The organism is Citrobacter sp. CK188 (assembly GCF_030333525.1).
Classification (GTDB): Bacteria; Pseudomonadota; Gammaproteobacteria; order Enterobacterales; family Enterobacteriaceae; genus Citrobacter_B; species Citrobacter_B koseri.
This window is the reverse complement of record NZ_JAOWFU010000033.1, coordinates 349,282-367,762: the sequence shown is the minus strand read 5'-3', so window position 1 is coordinate 367,762 and position 18,481 is coordinate 349,282. Positions and strand designations below refer to the sequence as shown.

Below are 18,481 nucleotides of genomic sequence, written 5' to 3'. Positions count from 1 at the left end.
ATCCAGATGTCCGATAACGCTCAACTTTCCGGTCTGTGCGACCGTTTTCGTGGTTTTTATCCTGTCGTCATTGATGTCGAAACGGCGGGATTCAATGCCAAAACCGATGCGCTGCTTGAGGTTGCCGCCATCACGCTGAAAATGGATGAACAAGGCTGGCTGATGCCGGACACGACGCTGCATTTCCATGTTGAGCCGTTCGAAGGCGCAAACTTACAGCCTGAAGCGCTTGCCTTTAACGGAATCGATCCTTCTAACCCGCTGCGCGGCGCGGTCAGCGAGTACGATGCGCTGCATGCTATTTTCAAAATGGTGCGCAAGGGAATTAAAGACAGCGGTTGCAATCGTGCGATCATGGTGGCCCATAACGCCACGTTCGATCACAGTTTTATGATGGCCGCCGCTGAGCGCGCTTCGCTGAAACGTAACCCCTTCCACCCCTTCGTGACCTTTGACACTGCGGCCCTGAGCGGCCTGGCGCTGGGACAGACCGTGCTGTCAAAAGCGTGTCTGGCGGCGGGAATGGAGTTTGATGGAACGCAGGCGCACTCTGCGCTATACGACACCGAACGAACGGCCGTTCTGTTTTGCGAAATCGTTAACCGCTGGAAGCGTCTTGGCGGCTGGCCGTTGCCAGTACCAGAAGAGGCATAATCGTGTCGGGTGGCGATGCCCGCGCGTCCTGATAAGCGACGCGCCATCAGGCAACCGCGTTTTCAGCAAAAAAAAAGCGACCAGATGGTCGCTTTTTTATTTCGGCTGAATTACTCAGCGTCAGGCTCTTCGGTTTTGTATTTTGCCGCAGTCTCTTTGATCAACTGCTGCAACTCACCGCGCTGGTACATTTCAATTAAGATATCGCAGCCGCCAACCAGCTCACCGTCCACCCACAGTTGCGGGAAGGTCGGCCAGTTTGCATATTTCGGCAGCTCGGCGCGGATGTCCGGGTTTTGCAGAATATCGACATAGGCAAAACGTTCACCACAGGCAGAAAGCGCCTGAACAGCCTGTGCGGAAAAACCGCAGCTTGGCAGTTTTGGAGAGCCTTTCATGTACAGGAGAATCGGGTTTTCAGCGATCTGGCGCTGGATTTTTTCGATAGTGGTGCTCATTGTCTTGCTTCCTTAAACTTCTTTACGGCAGTAGTCTGACATTGTAGCGGGTCAGGCTGGCAACGGAAAATAACATTTTCATCACGCTTTACTATTTTATCGTCTGAAGCCTGAAGTTGCATTCTAAATATCTCTTATCCACTTAAACAGTATGGAATTGTTTATCTGTTGACCCGTTTCCGCTTTTGTTGCTGCTTTTTTTTGCACTCAATAACGAAACGCGATTTTAGATGACAAAAGCTATTAACTTCCGGGGATTTTATAGATTAGAATCGATGCGTTTTGTAAATCATACGCAGGCATGAATTCGACCTGCCCTTAACCAGAGGATTGCTCAGTGGCGCGGATAAACCGGATCTCGATCACGCTCTGTGCTTTGCTTTTTACCACGCTCCCTTTTACGTCAATGGCGCATGCCTCCCGGCAAGCCAGGGCGACGCCTGCCGCGCATGTCACGAAAACGGCAGATAAGCAGAAGAACACCGCGACCAGCAAGAAAAAAACGAAGACTGCAAAAAAAGCCGTGAGTAAAACCCAAAGTAAAACGGCCTCCACATCGAAAAAACGCATTGCCTCCCCTGCGAAAACCAGCAAAACTGCAAGCCGTCGTAGCAAACCCGCCACCACACAAACCGCCGCCGTAACCTGGACGGAAAAATGTACGCCGCGCAAGGGTCGTAAGCCGCATTGTGTCAAAGTAAAAGGCGCCCCGCTTGCCATTGCCGATGCGCATAAAGCGAAAATGCAGAAAGCCACCAACACGGCGATGAATAAATTAATGAATCAGATTGGCAAACCGTATCGTTGGGGCGGAACGTCTCCACGAACCGGTTTTGATTGCAGCGGTCTGGTTTATTACGCGTATAAGGATCTGGTGAAATTCCGCATCCCGCGTACTGCAAATGAAATGTACCATTTGCGTGATGCCGCGCCGATTGAACGTGGCGAACTGAAAAATGGCGATCTCGTGTTCTTCCGTACTCAGGGTCGCGGTACTGCCGATCACGTTGGCGTTTACGTTGGCAACGGCAAATTTATTCAGTCTCCGCGCAGCGGTCAGGAAATACAGATTACCTCTCTTAGCGAAGATTACTGGCAGCGCCATTACGTGGGCGCACGCCGGGTCATGACGCCGAAAACCATTCGATAAAACGTTACCCTGTAGTATGGCTACAGGGTAAGTTCTTCTTTTGTATCACCTTTCAATTTGCTACCCTATCCTTACGTACAATAAGGTTATTGTGCGCACCTAATATAAATATAAGGAGAGAAGCAATGTCGTTTGAATTACCTGCATTACCGTATGCCAAAGATGCTCTTGCACCACACATTTCTGCTGAGACGCTGGAATATCATTACGGCAAACATCATCAGACCTATGTGACCAACCTTAACAACCTGATCAAAGGCACGCCGTTTGAGGGGAAATCACTGGAAGAGATCGTTCGCAGCGCTGAAGGCGGCGTCTTCAATAACGCGGCACAGGTCTGGAACCACACCTTCTACTGGAACTGCCTGGCGCCTGATGCTGGCGGCGAACCAACGGGTAAACTGGCTGACGCCATTGTCGCGTCCTTCGGCAGCTTTGCCGATTTCAAAGCGCAGTTCACCGACGCCGCAATTAAGAACTTCGGTTCCGGCTGGACCTGGCTGGTTAAAGGGACGGATGGGAAACTGGCTATCGTCTCTACGTCGAATGCCGGTACGCCGCTGACCACCGACGCCACGCCGTTGATGACCGTGGATGTGTGGGAACATGCCTACTATATCGACTACCGCAATGCCCGTCCTGGCTACCTGGAGCACTTCTGGGCGCTGGTAAACTGGGAGTTTGTGGCGAAAAACTTCGCGGCATAAAGAGAATAACGCAGAAGGGAGTCCCTTCTGCGTTTTAATGCTGCGCTTAGTTCGCCACGCAAACGTCTTCAGGCTGTCTGCGCGCAGAGACAAAGACCAGCAACAGCGCAAGCCCTGCCACAATCGCCCCCATCACCGGTACGAAGCTGTAGCCCAAACCACCGGAAATCACTGCGCCCCCCGCCGCTGCGCCAAGCGCATTACCGAGATTAAAGGCACCGATATTGACCGATGAAGAGAGGCCTGGCGCTTCGCTGGCAACCCGCATAACGCGCATTTGTAAAGGCGGAACCACCGCGAATGTCGCCGCCCCCCATACCACCATGCTGATAGCGGCGCCCACTTCGTTGCGCGCCAGGAACGGGATCGCCAGCATAATCACCATCAGCAGCAGCAAAAATCCTTTCAGGGTGCCGTTAACCGAACGATCCGCCAGTTTTCCCCCCAGATAGTTGCCGATAGAAAAGCCAACGCCAATCAGTACCAGCATACCGGTAACGAAAGCAGGCGTTGCATGCGTAATGCTGTGCAGCACTGGGGCGATATAGGTATAGAGTGTAAACATCGCGCCTGCGCCCAGAACGGTGGTCAGTAATGCCGATAACACCTGTGGTCGCAACAGCACCGCCAGCTCTTTGCGCACCTCAGGGCGCTCTCCCGCCCCGCCTTTCGGCAACGAGAAAAAGAGGCTAATCATTGAAATTACGCCCAGCCCCGCCGTCGCCATGAAGGACATACGCCAGCCAATGGTTTCCCCCAGCCAGGTCGCCGCAGGAACACCGCCAATATTGGCGATTGTCAGCCCCATAAACATGGTGGCGACCGCGCTGGCCTGTTTATGTTTGGGGACGACGCTGGCCGCCACCACCGACCCCAGACCGAAGAAAGCGCCGTGATTCAGGCTGGTCAGAATCCGCGACAGCATCAACGTAGTGTAATCCGGCGAGATGGCCGACAGCACATTTCCGAGGGTAAAAATCGCCATCAAAAAAATAAGCGCATTACGACGTGCGCGATGGGAAAGCAGCAGCGTCATCAACGGCGCGCCGACCATCACACCAACGGCATACGCGCTGATTAGCATTCCGGCCGCAGGAATCGAGACATCCACGCCGCGAGCGATAACGGGCAACAAGCCCATAGGAGAGAACTCGGTGGTTCCAATACCAAATGCGCCAATTGCCAGCGCCAGTAAGGGATAATTTATTTTCATACATCGACTCCGCAGCTTCGTGCCGTCACGGGGCACGCAAAAGAGTCAAAAGCATGACATCAATCACAAAACTAATAAAGTAAGCAAAATAGCAAAAGACTTTTACGATTTGGTTAAAAATGAGGAAGAAGAGAGAGGAAAGACAGAGGGAGAATGCTCTCCCTCAGAGGTAAATCAGTTCAGTGCGGCAGTCAGACCGCCCGCGACAATCAGGCCCAGCACAATAATGGTGGTCACTAACGAAAATTTCAGATCGGTGCTCATCAAGTTTTCTCCTTTTTATTCCCACACAAAAAGTGATATTGCGCATTTTTACACACTTGAATGCAAAAATCTCCCATGATTTATATTGATAAGCGCTTTTAACTCTTCCCCTTTTCGTCAAGATCAGACAAAATTCCACGCTTACTTGATTAGCGTACCGGCCATTGCCCCCTTCCTGATGTTCCGTGTCGTTTTCCCGGCGTGCCGCAACCCTGACGTTGCGATCAAGGTGTGTAAAGGCAAACGTTTACTTACAGTATTTTCAGGAGTTCAGGATATGGTCTGGAGTGAGATGTAATGGCAACAATTAAAGATGTGGCGAAGCGAGCAAACGTTTCCACTACAACCGTATCACACGTAATTAACAAAACGCGCTTCGTTGCGGAAGAGACGCGCAACGCGGTATGGGCAGCCATTAAAGAGTTGCACTACTCTCCCAGCGCGGTTGCCCGCAGCCTGAAGGTTAACCACACCAAATCGATTGGTTTGCTGGCGACCAGCAGCGAAGCCGCCTATTTTGCTGAAATTATCGAAGCCGTTGAAAAGAACTGCTTCCAGAAAGGATATACGCTGATTCTGGGCAACGCCTGGAACAACCTGGAAAAACAGCGCGCGTACCTCTCCATGATGGCGCAAAAACGCGTGGATGGCCTGCTGGTCATGTGTTCCGAATACCCTGAGTCCCTGCTCTCTATGCTTGAAGAGTATCGCCATATCCCGATGGTGGTGATGGACTGGGGCGAAGCCAAAGCGGACTTTACCGACACGGTCATTGATAACGCCTTTGCAGGCGGCTATATGGCCGGTCGTTATCTGGTTGAACGCGGCCACCGTGAAATTGGCGTGATTCCCGGCCCGATGGAACGCAACACCGGCGCAGGTCGTCTGGCTGGCTTTATGAAAGCGATGGAAGAAGCGTTGATAAACGTGCCGGAAAACTGGATCGTTCAGGGTGATTTCGAGCCGGAATCAGGCTACCGCGCGATGCAGCAAATGATCTCCCAGTCTCACCGCCCGACGGCCGTATTCTGCGGTGGCGACATTATGGCGATGGGCGCGTTGTGCGCCGCTGACGAGATGGGGCTGCGCGTACCGCAGGATATCTCGGTCATCGGCTACGACAACGTGCGCAACGCGCGTTACTTTACGCCTGCGCTGACGACGATTCACCAGCCGAAAGATTCTCTGGGTGAAACGGCCTTCAATATGCTGCTTGACCGTATCGTCAATAAACGCGAAGAGTCGCAGTCCATTGAGGTGCATCCGCGTCTGATTGAGCGGCGCTCTGTCGCCGATGGTCCGTTCCGCGACTATCGCCGTTAATCCCCTTCTGCGGGAGCCTCTTCCGGCTCCCGTAACCACTCTTTATTCAGCGTTTCGCTGTCGCCCAGATAGTCCAGTAGCCAGGCCAGCGCGGGCGACGTGTCGTTCTGCTGCCACGTCAGACAGCACGCCGCATCAGGAAACGGATTCTCAAGCTGTAGCGCCACCCATTTCCCGCTGTCGATCCACGGCTTAGCAAAGTGGGTCGGCACCATTCCCACACACAGTCCCGCGGAAAGGCAGGTCGCTGAAGATTCCCAGTCCGGCACCACCACGCGTTTTTGGTTATCCAGCAGCCAGGTGATGCGCTTCGGAAGCGTACGCGAGGTATCCTCCCGGACCAGCGACGGCCAGTTGCGCAACGTGTCGTCACTGAGCGGGCCAGCCATTGACGCCAGCGGATGATGGCGGGCGACCACGCAGCTCCAGCTCAGCATCCCCATATCGCGAAAGGTGTAGCGTCCTCCAACCGGAATGGCCTGCGTCGCGCCGATAGCCAGCTCCACGCGCCCGTCCGACAGCGCATCCCAGACGCCGTTAAATACTTCCTGAAATACCAGCAATTCCACATCATCAAAATGACGATAGAAATCAACAATCATCTGCCGGGTGCGCTCCGGCTTAACAATATTGTCGACCGCAATCGCCAGTTGCCCCCGCCAGCCGTTGGCTATCTGCTGGCACTGCTGCCGGGTGATCTGCATTTTTTTGATAACAGAGCGCCCTTCCTTTAAAAACCATGCCCCGGCGGGGGTCAGTTCAACGTCCCGATGGCGTCGTTCGAAAAGCGGCACCGCCAACCACTCCTCCAGTTGACGGACGGTGTAGCTCACCGCAGAAGGCACGCGGTGCAACTCCTGCGCCGCAGAACTAAAGCTGCCATTACGGGCAACGGCATCAACCACTTCGAGTGAATATTCTGACCACATATTCTGCCTGCAAAAATTTTGAATCCAGTAGCCAAATATTAGCGTTTCACAAGCAGAATTTCACTCCCTACACTCAGCGGCAATGTCTTACTTCTGGAAAAGAGAAACAATTATGCAACCCGGAAAAGGTTTTTTAGTCTGGCTGGCGGGTCTCAGCGTGCTGGGCTTTCTGGCAACAGATATGTATCTGCCCGCGTTCGCGGCAATTCAGGCCGACCTGCAAACACCGGCGGCGGCTGTCAGCGCCAGTCTCAGTCTGTTCCTGGCCGGTTTCGCCGTCGCGCAACTGCTGTGGGGGCCGCTGTCAGACCGTTACGGGCGTAAACCCATTTTGCTGCTGGGTCTCTCCATCTTTGCGCTGGGCAGTCTGGGGATGATGTGGGTCGAAAGCGCTACCGGGCTGCTGGTACTGCGTTTTATTCAGGCGGTGGGGGTTTGTGCCGCTACGGTGATCTGGCAGGCGCTGGTGACGGATTATTATCCAACGCAAAAAATTAATCGCATCTTCGCCACCATTATGCCGCTGGTCGGTTTATCGCCCGCCCTTGCGCCTTTACTCGGCAGTTGGATCCTGACGCATTTTTCCTGGCAGGCCATTTTTGCCACGCTGTTCATCATTACGCTGATATTGATGCTGCCCGCCTTACGCTTAAAGCCAACAACAAAAGCACATAACCACAGCCAGGAAAAACTGACCTTCGCCAACCTGCTGCGTTCACAAACTTATCGCGGCAACGTCCTGATTTACGCCGCCTGCTCCGCCAGCTTTTTTGCCTGGCTGACGGGTTCCCCGTTTATCCTCAGCGAAATGGGCTATAGCCCGGCGGTGATTGGTCTGAGCTATGTACCGCAGACCATCGCGTTCCTGGTGGGCGGTTACGGTTGCCGCGCGGCGCTGCAAAAATGGCAGGGTCAACAGCTGTTGCCCTGGTTACTGGTTCTCTATGCGCTGAGCGTGGTCGCCACCTGGGGCGCCAGCTTCATCAGCCATGTTTCGCTGACGGAGATCCTGATTCCATTCTGTGTGATGGCTATCGCGAACGGCGCGATCTACCCTATCGTGGTCGCCCAGGCGCTGCGCCCCTTCCCGCAAGCGACCGGACGCGCAGCAGCCTTACAGAACACGCTGCAACTGGGTCTGTGTTTCCTGGCAAGCCTGGTCGTTTCGTGGCTGATCAGCACGCCGCTGCTTACCACCACCAGCGTAATGCTGTCGACGGTGGCTCTGGCGGCGCTGGGATACTGGCTGCAACTTCAGGCGCAGGAACCGGCTACGCGCGCAGCAAACACCGAAGTTGCGCACAGCGAATCTCACTAAAAATGTTCAACAACAGGTAATTAGCTCGCTAACAATTTTCGGTTGTATCATCGAATTTTGAGGCCTATACTAAATTTCGGTTGTTAATATTACGATAATTATTATGCGTTAACGGGAACCGGAGCGTTCCCGTTTCACCACGGATGGCCTTTTCGGTAAGGGTTCCTCCCTTCCTCTGTTCTACGTCGGATAATAGACTCGCGGAATTATTCCGTGAGATTTCTCACAAAGCCCAAAAAGCGTCTACGCTGTTTTAAGGTTCTGATCACCGACCAAGTGATGGAGAAGCTATGAGTTCATCGTGTATAGAAGAAGTCAGCGTACCAGATGATGACTGGTATCGTATCACCAACGAATTGCTGGGCCGTGCGGGTATCGCCATCAATGGCACTGCCCCGGCGGATATTCGTGTTAAAAACCCCGATTTTTTCAAACGTGTATTACAGGAAGGATCGCTGGGGTTAGGTGAAAGTTATATGGATGGCTGGTGGGAATGCGATCGACTGGACATGTTTTTTAGTAAAGTCTTACGAGCCGGGCTCGAAAACCAACTCCCCCACCATTTCAAAGATACGCTGCGTATCGCGGGCGCACGCCTGTTCAACTTACAAAGTAAAAAACGCGCCTGGATAGTCGGGAAAGAACATTACGATCTCGGCAACGATCTTTTCTCCCGCATGCTCGACCCGTATATGCAATATTCCTGCGCTTACTGGAAAGATGCCGACACACTGGAATCCGCCCAGCAAGCGAAGCTGAAGCTCATTTGTGAAAAATTACAGTTGCAGCCGGGTATGCGCGTGCTGGATATCGGATGTGGCTGGGGTGGCTTGTCCCAGTTTATGGCGTCCAATTATGACGTCAGCGTCGTTGGCGTCACGATTTCCGCCGAGCAGCAAAAGATGGCCCAGGAACGTTGCGCAGGTCTGGACGTTTCTATTCGGCTACAGGATTACCGCGACCTTAACGATCAGTTTGATCGCATTGTGTCCGTTGGTATGTTTGAACACGTCGGGCCGAAGAACTATAAAACCTATTTTGAAGTGGTCGACCGTAATTTGAAACCGGACGGTATTTTCCTGCTCCACACTATCGGTTCCAAAAAGACGGATAATAATGTCGACCCGTGGATCAATAAGTATATTTTTCCGAACGGGTGTCTGCCGTCTGTTCGACAGATTGCGAATGCCAGCGAATCGCATTTCGTGATGGAAGACTGGCACAACTTTGGCGCAGATTACGACACCACCCTGATGGCCTGGTATTCTCGCTTTATCAACGGCTGGCCGGAAATTGCAGATAATTACACCGAACGGTTTAAACGCATGTTCAGTTATTATCTGAATGCATGCGCCGGGGCGTTTCGCGCCCGTGATATACAGCTATGGCAGGTGGTTTTTTCTCGCGGCGTCGAACACGGCCTGCGTATTCCCCGCTAATCCTGATAACCCCCGCGCTGCGGGGGTTTTTACGTCGGGTTACGCGTCGCCTGCATGCAGGTTCGCCGCGCTTTCCCGTGCCGCCAGCACGCGCTCGACGGTGTCAACAACCGCCTGGGTTTGCGGATCAATTTCGATATTGACGCGAGCACCCAGTTTTTTCTTACCCAGCGTGGTGCGTTCCAGCGTTTCCGGGATCAGATGAACGCAAAAGCGCGTTGGCGTCACTTCCCCTACCGTCAGACTGATGCCATCGATGCCGATGAATCCCTTATACAGGATATATTTCATCAGCTGCGGGTCCTGAACTTTAAACCAGACCTGACGATTATTCTCAGAGGTCAGAATTTTCGAAATTTCAGCCGTGGTCATAATGTGACCCGACATTAAATGCCCGCCAATCTCATCGCTGAATTTCGCCGCACGCTCCACGTTAACGAGATCGCCAACGCTCAGATCGCCAAGATTGGTAATGCGTAACGTCTCTTTCATCAGGTCAAAGCTGATCTGATTACCGTTTATTTCAGTGACGGTCAGGCAACAGCCGTTGTGCGCCACCGATGCGCCCGTCTCCAGCGCGTCCAGCATGTGTTCAGGTAATTCCACGACATGCGTGCGGAAATTCGGTTTTTCATCAATCGACACCAGTTTCGCGGTGCCCTGCACAATACCTGTAAACATACCTGCAACTCCTGAAATCAGTTAATACATCTCTGCCCAGCACAATAGCAGGTGGAAAATCAGGTTGCCAGCAAAGCGCTAAAAGCACCTGTTTTTTCACTGGAGAATTACGTATTCCTCGCTACAATAGACTGAAATTTCCCCTGCATCTTCTTCTTGCTGCCATTTAAGGCGGCTTTTTTAGTCTCTCAAATAACAACAAATAATGGTGTATACGTGCAAAAGTATATCAGTGAAGCGCGTCAGTTATTGGCTCTGGCAATACCGGTGATTCTTGCGCAAATCGCCCAAACCGCGATGGGATTCGTCGATACCGTGATGGCTGGTGGGTACAGCGCCACGGATATGGCTGCCGTCGCTATCGGCACATCCATCTGGCTGCCCGCCATTCTGTTTGGTCATGGGTTGTTACTGGCTCTGACCCCGGTTATCGCGCAGCTCAACGGCTCTGGCCGCCGCGAACGCATCGCTCACCAGGTGCGACAAGGCTTCTGGCTGGCGGGCTGTGTGTCCGTTCTCATTATGTTTGTGCTATGGAATGCCGGATACATTATTCGTTCTATGCATAACATTGATCCTGCGCTGGCGGATAAAGCCGTGGGCTATCTTCGCGCGCTCCTGTGGGGCGCGCCGGGATACCTGTTCTTTCAGGTTGCGCGTAACCAGTGCGAAGGTCTGGCAAAAACCAAACCCGGCATGGTCATGGGCTTCCTTGGCCTGCTGGTCAACATTCCGGTGAACTATATATTCATCTATGGCCACTTCGGTATGCCGGAACTCGGCGGCGTGGGCTGCGGCGTTGCCACGGCGGCGGTCTATTGGGTGATGTTTATCGCGATGGCCTCGTATGTGAAACGTGCGCGTTCAATGCGCGATATCCGCAACGAGCGCGGATTCAGCAAGCCGGATACGGCGGTCGTGAAACGTCTGGTACAGCTAGGTTTGCCGATCGCCCTGGCGCTGTTTTTTGAAGTCACCCTGTTTGCCGTGGTGGCGCTGTTGGTTTCACCGCTGGGTATTGTGGATGTCGCAGGCCACCAGATTGCCCTGAACTTCAGTTCGCTGATGTTCGTATTGCCGATGTCGCTGGCGGCTGCGGTTACCATCCGCGTGGGCTATCGACTTGGCCAGGGCTCAACGCTGGATGCCCAGACAGCCGCCAGAACCGGACTGGGCGTCGGGGTTTGCATGGCCGTTATCACCGCAATTTTTACCGTGACGTTACGTGAGCCTATCGCCCTGCTCTATAACGACAATCCTGAAGTGGTCACGCTCGCCGCGCAACTGATGCTGCTGGCGGCGGTGTATCAAATTTCCGATTCGATCCAGGTTATCGGCAGCGGTATTTTGCGTGGTTATAAAGATACGCGGTCGATTTTCTTTATTACCTTTACAGCTTACTGGGTGCTGGGATTACCGAGCGGTTATATCCTCGCGCTGACCGATCTGGTGGTGGATCGCATGGGACCGGCCGGGTTCTGGATGGGCTTTATTATCGGCCTGACGTCTGCGGCTATTATGATGATGCTGCGTATGCGATACCTGCAACGCCAGTCATCAGCGATTATTTTGCAGCGCGCTGCGCGATAAATCAGCAATAGCCGCCGGACGGCGGCTATTCTCTCGACATTTTGCGCGTTTCCTCTGCAATCGAGTGAAATCAGGAAGAAAATTACGTTTTCCCTCTTGCCTCATTCCGGCTCTGCCGCTAATATTCGTTCCCGTTGTCATCTGCAACATTGCGTTCATAGCTCAGTTGGTTAGAGCACCACCTTGACATGGTGGGGGTCGTTGGTTCGAGTCCAATTGAACGCACCATCCTGCGTCTGTAGCTCAGTTGGTTAGAGCACCACCTTGACATGGTGGGGGTCGATGGTTCGAGTCCATTCAGACGCACCATTCTTTATCCACACAGCACACTGTTCACACAGCACATTGTTCCCACAAATCTTTCCTGAATTCATGGTTTGACCGTTGTACAGACCAACAACCGCAACTGTCCCTTCACGCCTGCTGCCCTGATATTAATTATCTTACTGATTTTATTCTATTTAATAACCTGAAATTGCCGCTAACGGCAGCGCGCTCGCACGACTAAAAATGTAAATGATAATCATTATTGTGTTGCAAATGAGAAATATTGCTAATAAGTTATTTCACGCAATTTCTCTTTTAACAATGGCAAGTGATTAATATCATGATAAAAAAGGCATATAAATTATCGCTTTTGAGTTCGCTTATTGCAGGGAGTCTGGCGATTCCTGCGGTACAGGCTGACGACATCAAAACAGCGGCAAACCAGAAAGCAGAACAAACAAACGCCAGTAACCCACCGGAGAAACAGGCTGCCCGCGACAAAGAAATAAACAGCGGCGAAACCATGGTCGTGACGGCCAAAGAACAGACGCTCCAGGCCCCCGGCGTCTCTATCATTGACAGCGAAGCCATTAAAAAACGGCCAATACAGCGCGACGTCGCTGAGATCATTCGCACCATGCCGGGCGTCAATCTCACCGGGAACTCTAACAGCGGACAACGCGGGAATAACCGCCAGATTGATATCCGCGGCATGGGGCCGGAGAACACTCTGATTCTGATTGACGGTATGCCTGTCTCCAGCCGCAACTCGGTGCGCTATGGCTGGAGCGATGAGCGCGATACCCGTGGCGACACCAACTGGGTGCCGCCAGAAATGATCGAGCGCATTGAGGTCATCCGTGGCCCGGCCGCCGCGATGTACGGCAGTGGCGCAATGGGCGGGGTCGTCAATATCATCACCAAACCGGCGACGGACGAATGGCACGGCAGTTTAAATACCTATTACAACTTTCCACAGCACAAATCCGAAGGCAGCACCAAACGCTATAACGGCAGTTTAAGCGGCGCGCTGGCGGATAATCTGACCCTGCGAGTCTACGGTAACTGGAATAAAACGCAGGCTGATGCCCAGGATATCAACGAAAACCACACGACCCCGCGTATCGGTTCTTATGCCGGTAGCTACCCCGCTGGCCGTGAAGGTTTTATCAATAAAGACATCAATTCAGCTCTGCGCTGGGAATTTATGCCGATGCAGGCGCTGGAACTGGGGGCCGGCTACAGTCGCCACGGCAACCTGTATGCCGGTGATACGCAAAACACCAACAGCAACGCGCTGGTAAAAAAATATTATGGCAAAGAAACAAACGTTCTCTACCGCCAGACGCTCAGCCTGAAATATACCGGCGCCTGGGACAGCGGCGTCACCACCAATAACTATGTGCAGTTTGAAAAAACGCGTAATACCCGCCTCAATGAAGGCCTCTCTGGCGGCATCTCGGGGATTTTCAGCCCGTCAAATGAAGGGTTCTCGACCATTTCGTTGTATGACACCAACCTGCACTCGGAAGTGAATATCCCGCTTGACCTGTGGGTTAGCCAGACGCTGACCTTTGGCGCGGAATTTAACTACCAGGCGATGAAAGATCCGTCGTCGAATACCGAATCCACCACCGGCGGAGGCTCGGTTCCGGGGATTGCCGATACCGGGCGCAGCAAATACAGCTCAGCGGATATTTACGGCATCTTTGCGGAAGATAACCTTGAACTGACGGACAGCACCCGTCTGACCCCAGCCATTCGCTTCAACCACCAGAGTATTAGCGGCAGTAACTGGAGTCCGTCACTGAACCTCTCCCAGGAACTGGGCGGCGACTTCACGTTAAAACTGGGTATTGCCCGCGCATGGAAAGCACCAAACCTGTATCAGACCAACCCCAACTACCTGTTATTCAGTAAAGGCCAGGGATGCTACGGCGGCGGCGCCTGCTATCTGCAAGGCAACCGCGATCTGAAAGCAGAAACCAGCGTCAATAAAGAGGTAGGGATTGAATATAATCATGATGAAGTGCAGGCCGGGCTGACCTGGTATCGCAACGACTACCATGACAAGATTGCAGCCGGTGACTCGGTTGCGGGCAAAGCCACCTCCGCAAATATTTATCAATGGGAAAACGTGCCAAAAGCCGTCGTTCAGGGGCTGGAAGGGACGTTCAATTTCCCGCTCGCCGATACGCTGAAGATGAAAAATAACTTCACCTATATCATCGAGAACAAGAATAAGAAGAGTGGAGATTACCTGTCGGTTATTCCCAAATACACCATCAACTCAACGCTGGAGTGGCAGGCCGCCAACGATCTGTCGGTGCAGGGTACGCTGACGTGGTACGGCCGCCAGAAACCGAAAAAATACACTTATCAAGGGAACCCCACTTCGGGCAGCGAAACCCGACAGGTATCGCCTTATGCGCTGGTGGGCATGAGTGCGACTTACGCGGTGACGAAATATGTGGATGTGACCGCAGGGATCGATAACCTGTTCGACAAGCGCCACTTCCGTGAAGGGAATGCCCAGACCACCGGTAACGCCACCACGGGCGCGTATCTGTGGGGAGCTGGTGCGAACACCTATAACGAACCTGGACGCACCTACTACATGCAGGTGGGGCTGCACTTCTGACGACCACCAGACACGCATCATAGCGTAATGGCTAAGGGCGGCTTCCCGCCGCCCTCTTCACTCACTGCCCGGTTAATCGCAGCGCGCTGCCCCGGGAGTCTCCTCCGCGCTCATATTCAGTAACGCGCTCTGAAAAGAGGCGGTGAACATCGGCCCGTGCGTCAACCCCGGGTAATTCCACCAGGCAACCGCAAGCCCGTCTTTTTGCAGGGCGGAAACGGCGTCGCGGGTTTTATTCAGGATATCGGAAACCGGAGTCTGCGCGTTTTTCCCCGGTGAAGCGGAACCTTCCATGAAAAATAAACGCTTATGGCAATTTTTCGCGGCATCCATTGTGGTTAACCGGGTTAACAACGAGGAATTGTCTCTTCCCAGCGATGGGCTGGCGCTGTAGTAAAACCGAAAAAATGACGACGACAGCCACGAATCAAGGACGAATAAGCCGCCGTAGGAGTGTCCCCATACGCCGCGTCGTTCAGGATCGATGTTGAGTCCTTGTTCCGTTTGCGGCGCGATACGCGTCTCCAGCAGTCGACGGAAGTCCCCACTGCCGCCACCCGGTCGACGGTAGCGCCCCTTCGCCCCGCTTTTCACTTCCAGCGCGGGCGTATAATCATAGGCTCTGCCGTTCAGATCAAAGGGTAAGTGGGTCTGGTAGCCGATGGCGACAATAACGGGGGGCGTTTTTTCCGCCAGTTGTTTCAGCAAGTCCTCCGTCAGGCGGTCCATCACCGCGTTGCCATCCAGCATATACAGAACCGGATAACCCGACGCTGGCGGCGTTTTATCAGGAATGCCGGTCCAGACCTTGTAATGCCTTTTTCCGTCGGCGGAGTCGAAATTTTCAACCCTGAAATGGTAAAACGCGGAACCCCGATCGGCGATATTCGGCCCCAGCGGCTCCATATCCGGCCTGGCATACCCTTTCGCGCCATACAGCAAAGTAATACAAGAGATCGCTAAAAACGGCGCCATGCGACGACGCCCGTTTCGATACTCACGGCCATACATCTCTTCGTTATTCCTTTTTTTACAGGTGAAATTCAGATTTTTACAACATTACATACAGTTACCCGAAAGGCTCTGCGGGTCAAGTAAACCGTTACGGCCTTCATTCACATTTAAAATTCTGGTGAATGTACTTTAATCACTTATTTCGCAAAACAATATAAGTTTGTGCAAAGTCTCACAGTAACCTATTTTTATGCACGTTATAGTGGCGATAACAGCAAATAAACAAGGTCTCTATTCGTTATGAAAAACATCTTTACACTGACATTCCTCGCGCTAAGCTGCCTTTCCACGCACGCTATAGCCAGTGAAAAACTTGCCGGTAATGAAATTCTCGCCGTTCAGAAAGGCGGTGTCCCGGATAAGATTTATGAAAACAACAAGCCTCATTTAAGAATTGCGACCTATAACATCGGCAAAAATGAAGCGTCCGAAAATGTAGCTGATTTCACGTCGCTTAATGCCGCTATCAAAAAAATTGCAGCCGATATCATTGCGGTTCCAGAGGTTGATAATAAAACCGCAAGAAGCCAAAAGATTGATCAATTGAAAACGATCGCTGATGCAAATAACTATCACTATGCCTTTGGTAAGGCGCTGGATTTTGACGGTGGTGAATACGGGCTCGGCATTTTATCGAAATACAAAATTCAGCATACTCAGGTTATCAATTTACCCTCAGGCGATGCAGAACAACGGGTAGCATTACTGGCGCAAATTGAGGTTCCGGGTTTCGATACGCCGGTACTGGTCATGGTTACCCACCTTGACTGGCAAAAAGATCCCACCATGCGAATTGAGCAAGTCCGCCATCTGCTGGATGTCAGTATTGGCGATGCGTCATCCGATTTTAAAGATATCGCCTCTTCAATAAAAATTCTGGCTGGCGATTTCAACTCTACCCGTGACGAACAGCCGTTAAAAGAAATTGGCTATTTCTTTAATCCGGTTGAGAAACAGGGGACGGATTATCGTACATGGCCTGCGGTTAACCCGGCGATTGATATTGACCACATCTTCACTTTCAAGGGGCAAAAATGGGATGTGAAGAAGATAGACATTCCGCATAACTCCCCTGCTTTCACCTGGTCGTCGGCAAGCGATCATCTCCCCTTTATCGCGGATATGGAACTCACCGAGCAGTAACCTATTGGCAGGGATGGCGGGATTTCCGCTTTCCCTGCTGGCAACCGCACCGATCGCCAATAGCGCAAGGTGCATCAATCACAGATTTTGCCCTATACTGGAAAGCTGGCAAACACTGAACTAAACAGGTGATTGATGGATATTGATCTCGACAATCTGGTCTTTGACGGGCTGGAGGAAGCGCAAGAGCGTAACGCTGAACGTGTGGAAGACGCAGATAAAAAAGCCCAGGCGGTTATTGCGGATGATGATTGCGGCGATGCCTGCAAAATATAACGACAGAACCGGCGTAATGCCGGTTTTTTTATTCAGGATTAAGCCGCAGAAAGCGCGCAGATTTCGTTCCAGTATGCCTCGCGCGTTTGTCGATGTTCAGCGTTCTGTTTTATCACGGAACCACTCCGGATCAATGTTGGCGATATCCACGCCATACAGGCTGGCGACAGGAAGAACAGACTCAACAATACGCTGAAGATGAGGCTCCGCATCGTACTGTCGGGTCTGTGGACGTGCTTTCACCACAGTATGCCAAAGACGTTTAAACCCATTCATCTTCTCCGCCCCTCTGTCTGTATGCTGGATGCGTTTTATTGCAGCGCATTCGCGTGAAAAAATGAAATACGAAATCCTGCCATCCTTGTGCATTTATTGCATTAGACCATCCCATCTTAATTCACCGACCATTAACATCTGTTTTACTAATATCTTTTTGTATATAGATAAGAATCTTTTCTTATTTGGTGACGACGGCGAGTTGTGGGAGCGTAAAAAGACAAACCCAATCATGTCGCGAATGCAGCGGCCTTTTTGACCGCGACATGAATTATTTAGCGTCTCTACAGGGATATCAAAGAAGATGATGGCAACGACAATTCACAGCACTAAAAAAACATTACTGGCATTAAGTGCGCTATTCGCATCCGGTATTGCCGTATTACCCGCCCAGGCCGATCAACTGGCGGATATTAAAGCCGCCGGCGTAGTGAAAGTGGCCACGTTCGATGCGAACCCGCCGTTTGGCTCCGTCGATCCGCAAACGCATAAAATCGTTGGTTACGACGTTGATTTTGCTGAAGCGCTGGCCAAATCGTTGGGAGTCAAACTAGAACTGGTCGCCACCAACCCAGCCAACCGTATCCCGTTACTGCAATCGGGTAAGGCCGATCTGATCGTCGCGGATATTACCATCACCCCGGAGCGCGCCCAGGTTATCGACTTTTCCGTTCCCTATTTTGTCACCGGGCAACAATTCCTGGTTCCGGCGACCTCCCCCGACAAGCTGGATGAGTACAGCCGCGCGCGAATTGGCGCGGTGAAAGGAACAACGGGGGAACAGGCGCTGCACCAGCGTTTCCCGCAATCCCGCGTGCTGGCCTATGATGATATCCCGCTGGCGCTGACTGCGCTGCGTAATGGCAACGTTCAGGCGATCACCCAGGACAGCACCATTCTGGCGGGCCTGTTAAGCGGGGCGCCGGACAAAGCCAACTTTAAAATCCTACCCGACCTGCTGAGTAAAGAGGAAATCGGCGTCGGGGTGAAAAAAGGCGAACCCGCGTTGTTAAAGGCGGTGAACGATGAACTGCTGAAGCTCGAGTCCACCGGACAGGCGGCCAAAATCTATGACGTCTGGTTCGGCCCCGAAACCAAAAATCCACAGCCGCGCGCCTTTAAAATAGAAGCGAAGTAA

At 52.4% G+C, this 18,481-nt stretch carries 18 protein-coding genes and 2 tRNA genes; 13 read left to right on the top strand and 7 right to left on the bottom strand.

What is annotated here, in order from left to right; genetic code table 11:
- The first annotated feature begins 6 nt into the window (after positions 1 to 6).
- Complete coding sequence (gene rnt / locus OGV67_RS13370) at positions 7 to 654, top strand: ribonuclease T (protein WP_012132536.1); 648 nt, start codon at positions 7 to 9, stop codon at positions 652 to 654.
- 110 nt (positions 655 to 764) lie between these two features.
- Here rnt and grxD read toward each other — a convergent pair whose 3' ends face one another.
- The gene (grxD, locus tag OGV67_RS13365; RefSeq protein WP_003832760.1) at positions 765 to 1,112 is read right to left on the bottom strand and encodes a monothiol glutaredoxin 4; all 348 of its coding nucleotides are present in this window, start codon (positions 1,110 to 1,112) and stop codon (positions 765 to 767) included.
- 337 nt (positions 1,113 to 1,449) lie between these two features.
- On the opposite strand from grxD, the gene OGV67_RS13360 reads away from it, so the two are divergent.
- Positions 1,450 to 2,262 carry a C40 family peptidase gene (locus OGV67_RS13360; protein WP_024130372.1) on the top strand — a complete coding sequence of 271 codons (813 nt, stop codon included), beginning with the start codon at positions 1,450 to 1,452 and terminating at the stop codon, positions 2,260 to 2,262.
- Positions 2,263 to 2,387: 125 nt separating this feature from the next.
- The gene (gene sodB, locus OGV67_RS13355) at positions 2,388 to 2,969 is read left to right on the top strand and encodes a superoxide dismutase [Fe] (RefSeq protein ID WP_058669061.1); all 582 of its coding nucleotides are present in this window, start codon (positions 2,388 to 2,390) and stop codon (positions 2,967 to 2,969) included.
- Between the two features lie 46 nt (positions 2,970 to 3,015).
- On the opposite strand, the gene OGV67_RS13350 is transcribed toward sodB, so the two are convergent.
- Positions 3,016 to 4,182, bottom strand: a complete 1,167-nt coding sequence (locus OGV67_RS13350; protein WP_012132541.1) for an MFS transporter — start codon at positions 4,180 to 4,182, stop codon at positions 3,016 to 3,018.
- Positions 4,183 to 4,356: 174 nt separating this feature from the next.
- The gene (cydH, locus tag OGV67_RS13345; RefSeq protein ID WP_096753851.1) at positions 4,357 to 4,446 is read right to left on the bottom strand and encodes a cytochrome bd-I accessory subunit CydH; all 90 of its coding nucleotides are present in this window, start codon (positions 4,444 to 4,446) and stop codon (positions 4,357 to 4,359) included.
- Between the two features lie 297 nt (positions 4,447 to 4,743).
- Between cydH and purR the strand changes: the two genes are divergently transcribed.
- Positions 4,744 to 5,769, top strand: a complete 1,026-nt coding sequence (gene purR, locus OGV67_RS13340; protein WP_012132544.1) for an HTH-type transcriptional repressor PurR — start codon at positions 4,744 to 4,746, stop codon at positions 5,767 to 5,769.
- Here purR and punR read toward each other — a convergent pair.
- The gene (gene punR / locus OGV67_RS13335) at positions 5,766 to 6,698 is read right to left on the bottom strand and encodes a DNA-binding transcriptional activator PunR (protein ID WP_012132545.1); all 933 of its coding nucleotides are present in this window, start codon (positions 6,696 to 6,698) and stop codon (positions 5,766 to 5,768) included. The genes purR and punR overlap by 4 nt on opposite strands.
- 112 nt (positions 6,699 to 6,810) lie before the next feature.
- Between punR and punC the strand changes: the two genes are divergently transcribed.
- Positions 6,811 to 8,016, top strand: coding sequence for a purine nucleoside transporter PunC (gene punC, locus OGV67_RS13330; RefSeq protein WP_115614828.1), 1,206 nt, complete (start codon positions 6,811 to 6,813; stop codon positions 8,014 to 8,016).
- Between the two features lie 290 nt (positions 8,017 to 8,306).
- A complete protein-coding gene (gene cfa / locus OGV67_RS13325) occupies positions 8,307 to 9,455 on the top strand; it encodes a cyclopropane fatty acyl phospholipid synthase (RefSeq protein WP_012132548.1) in 1,149 nt (382 codons plus the stop codon).
- 39 nt (positions 9,456 to 9,494) lie between these two features.
- Here the strand turns inward: cfa and OGV67_RS13320 are convergent, their stop codons facing one another.
- Positions 9,495 to 10,136 (bottom strand): riboflavin synthase, encoded by a 642-nt coding sequence (locus tag OGV67_RS13320; protein WP_012132549.1) that lies wholly within the window; start codon positions 10,134 to 10,136, stop codon positions 9,495 to 9,497.
- Positions 10,137 to 10,352: 216 nt separating this feature from the next.
- Here OGV67_RS13320 and mdtK point away from each other — a divergent pair, with 216 nt between their 5' ends.
- The 4 genes from mdtK to OGV67_RS13300 all read left to right on the top strand — a co-directional run bounded on the left by mdtK (position 10,353) and on the right by OGV67_RS13300 (position 14,634).
- Complete coding sequence (mdtK, locus tag OGV67_RS13315) at positions 10,353 to 11,726, top strand: multidrug efflux MATE transporter MdtK (RefSeq protein ID WP_047457282.1); 1,374 nt, start codon at positions 10,353 to 10,355, stop codon at positions 11,724 to 11,726.
- 151 nt (positions 11,727 to 11,877) lie between these two features.
- Positions 11,878 to 11,954, top strand: a tRNA-Val gene (locus OGV67_RS13310).
- Between the two features lie 4 nt (positions 11,955 to 11,958).
- A tRNA-Val gene (locus OGV67_RS13305) sits at positions 11,959 to 12,035 on the top strand.
- Between the two features lie 298 nt (positions 12,036 to 12,333).
- Positions 12,334 to 14,634 carry a TonB-dependent siderophore receptor gene (locus OGV67_RS13300; protein ID WP_286465620.1) on the top strand — a complete coding sequence of 767 codons (2,301 nt, stop codon included), beginning with the start codon at positions 12,334 to 12,336 and terminating at the stop codon, positions 14,632 to 14,634.
- A 72-nt stretch (positions 14,635 to 14,706) separates the two neighbouring features.
- Here OGV67_RS13300 and OGV67_RS13295 read toward each other — a convergent pair whose 3' ends face one another.
- The gene (locus OGV67_RS13295) at positions 14,707 to 15,645 is read right to left on the bottom strand and encodes an alpha/beta hydrolase (RefSeq protein WP_115614829.1); all 939 of its coding nucleotides are present in this window, start codon (positions 15,643 to 15,645) and stop codon (positions 14,707 to 14,709) included.
- Between the two features lie 243 nt (positions 15,646 to 15,888).
- Between OGV67_RS13295 and OGV67_RS13290 the strand changes: the two genes are divergently transcribed.
- Entirely contained in the window at positions 15,889 to 16,791 is a 903-nt protein-coding gene (locus OGV67_RS13290) for an endonuclease/exonuclease/phosphatase family protein (RefSeq protein WP_110494299.1), read from the top strand.
- Positions 16,792 to 16,926: 135 nt separating this feature from the next.
- Entirely contained in the window at positions 16,927 to 17,067 is a 141-nt protein-coding gene (locus OGV67_RS13285) for a hypothetical protein (protein ID WP_096753850.1), read from the top strand.
- Between the two features lie 96 nt (positions 17,068 to 17,163).
- On the opposite strand, the gene OGV67_RS13280 is transcribed toward OGV67_RS13285, so the two are convergent.
- On the bottom strand, positions 17,164 to 17,343 hold the full coding sequence (locus OGV67_RS13280) for a hypothetical protein (protein WP_024130375.1): 180 nt from the start codon (positions 17,341 to 17,343) through the stop codon (positions 17,164 to 17,166).
- Positions 17,344 to 17,647: 304 nt separating this feature from the next.
- Here OGV67_RS13280 and OGV67_RS13275 point away from each other — a divergent pair, with 304 nt between their 5' ends.
- The gene (locus tag OGV67_RS13275; protein ID WP_286465619.1) at positions 17,648 to 18,481 is read left to right on the top strand and encodes an ABC transporter substrate-binding protein; all 834 of its coding nucleotides are present in this window, start codon (positions 17,648 to 17,650) and stop codon (positions 18,479 to 18,481) included.